The sequence below is a fragment of the Streptomyces sp. NPDC056628 genome (assembly GCF_042792555.1).
Lineage (GTDB): Bacteria > Actinomycetota > Actinomycetes > Streptomycetales > Streptomycetaceae > Streptomyces.
The window spans coordinates 1-1,752 of sequence record NZ_JBHTWG010000092.1; the positions used below are offsets into that span (position 1 = coordinate 1).

The 1,752-nt window shown below is 66.8% G+C and carries 3 protein-coding genes; 1 reads left to right on the forward strand and 2 read right to left on the reverse strand.

Annotation, left to right across the window (positions count from 1 at the left end):
• Positions 1-19: 19 nt before the first annotated feature.
• Complete coding sequence (locus ACFRAC_RS36725) at positions 20-610, forward strand: SUKH-4 family immunity protein (protein WP_382939743.1); 591 nt, start codon at positions 20-22, stop codon at positions 608-610.
• Between the two features lie 6 nt (positions 611-616).
• On the opposite strand, the gene ACFRAC_RS36730 is transcribed toward ACFRAC_RS36725, so the two are convergent.
• On the reverse strand, positions 617-1,231 hold the full coding sequence (locus tag ACFRAC_RS36730; RefSeq protein WP_382939748.1) for a transposase: 615 nt from the start codon (positions 1,229-1,231) through the stop codon (positions 617-619).
• The gene (locus ACFRAC_RS36735; protein WP_382939751.1) at positions 1,141-1,680 is read right to left on the reverse strand and encodes a winged helix-turn-helix domain-containing protein; all 540 of its coding nucleotides are present in this window, start codon (positions 1,678-1,680) and stop codon (positions 1,141-1,143) included. Before ACFRAC_RS36735 ends, ACFRAC_RS36730 begins: the two co-directional genes overlap by 91 nt.
• Positions 1,681-1,752 lie beyond the last annotated feature (72 nt).

Consider the following 1,752-nt stretch of genomic DNA (forward strand, 5'->3'; position numbering starts at 1 on the left):
TACTGAACTTGATTGAGTGATGTCGGGGTCCGGCGGAGGGTGGCAGGGGCCAGCTCGCGCCTTCCCCGGGTGGCCGGAGCACGAGGATGATGCTCGCGTGATCCGAGACTTCCCGCCGTTGCCGTTGCCCCAGTACGCCGTGGTCCGTATTGGCTGCTCACCAGGGGTGCCTGCCGAGATCGCCGCCGATCTGCGGGAAGTCGGCATCCCAGCAGGGCTGATCGGTTATGAGTACCAACCGCTGACTGAGGCGACGCTCCTGGATGTAACCGGTGAGAGCGGGTTGGTCGTCTTTGGGTCCAGCGGCCTATTCGGTCGGCTCGGCGTCGATGTGGCTTCGCGCCGCGTCGTGCAGATCCCCAAGATCGGGTCTGCGACCGCCTGGCATGTGAACAGCGACCTCGGGGCCTTCCACCGGTGCGTCGCGGGCACCATCGCCCGCTTCCCATTCTATGAGGAAGACGAGGAGGACAGGTTCGAGGAGGTGGCGGACGAGCTTCGTCGGCTCCTCGCTGCTCTCGATGCCACCGCACTCGCAGACAACGGGCTGTGGGAGACCTTGTGCGATGACGTGGCGATGGGCGACTACGCGAACTGGGAGGAGGAATGAGTCACGTCAGTCCTCCAGGGTCAGGCCGGTGGTTGCGAGGCAGCCGTCGACGAGTTCTGGACGGTACTGGATCCTCTTGAGCCGACGTTTCACGGCTTGGGTGATCTGAGTGAGGTCCCCGGCGGCGAGGTTGCCGATCTCGCGTTTGACCAGTGACCAGATGCCCTCCTGTGGGTTGAGGTCCGGGGCGTAGGTGGGCAGGTGGAACACGGTGAGCCACTCGGCGTTCGTCTCGATGAACGCACGCATGCCGGCGGTCAGGTGCAGGCGGAGGTTGTCCCAGACCAGAACGATCGGGCCGCCGAGCTGGATGCGGGCGCGGACGATCAGGTCGCGGAAGTCGCGCCAGCCGAAGCCCTTCGCTTCGTCCTTGCGGCCGCGATACTCGCGGATCGCGTAGATCAGCCGGGACCGCTCGCCCTGCTTATAGCAGGTCATGCCCGCCATCGACACCCGCCCGGAGCCGCGGCCCCTCACCCTCACGACCGGGGTCTGACCGATCCGGCCCCAGGTTCTGGCGCGCGGCGGAGTCATCGACTGCCCGGCCTCGTCTTCAAAGACGATCCAGGCCCCGCGCTCCGCCGCGATGCTCTTACCCGCGGCCAGGTCTCTTTCTTCCATACCTCGACCGCGTCGTCATCGCGCTCGATCGCCCGCCGAGTGGGCTGCTGCCAGCTCCAGCCGTGCCGCTTCAGCAGCCGCCAGGTGCCCTCGACCGTGTAGGAGACGTGGAACAGCCGGCCGATGAGTGTCTTGATCCGTGCCAGCGTCCACCGCTGGTCCGTCCAGCCGTGAGCCAGCGGACCACGCTCCAACTCCCGTTCCAGCCTCGCGACCTGGACTTGGTTGAGCCGAGGTCTTCCTGGCGACCCCTTCGACAGAACCCCGGCCTCACCGCCCTCGCGCCAGGCCCGACGCCACCGCTCAACCGACCGCACACTGATCCGCAGGGCAGCGGCAACCCCCGCGTTCTTCTGCCCGCTCTCGAAACGCTCCACGGCCTGGAGCCGCAACCGCTCCCGCGTAGTTCTCTCGGCGTCGGTCAGTCCGCCGCCCTGCGCGTACCTCACGCCCCAGGGCTACCAGTGCCGACACCCAACTGTCAGGCGGACGGCACCGACATCACCCAATCAAGTTCAGTA

Coding starts and splice junctions, on each gene's coding strand:
- ACFRAC_RS36725 (WP_382939743.1), top strand. CDS start 20: ATGTCGGGGTCCGGCGGAGGGTGGCAGGGGCCAGCTCGCGCCTTCCCC.
- ACFRAC_RS36730 (WP_382939748.1), bottom strand. CDS start 1,231: ATGGAAGAAAGAGACCTGGCCGCGGGTAAGAGCATCGCGGCGGAGCGC.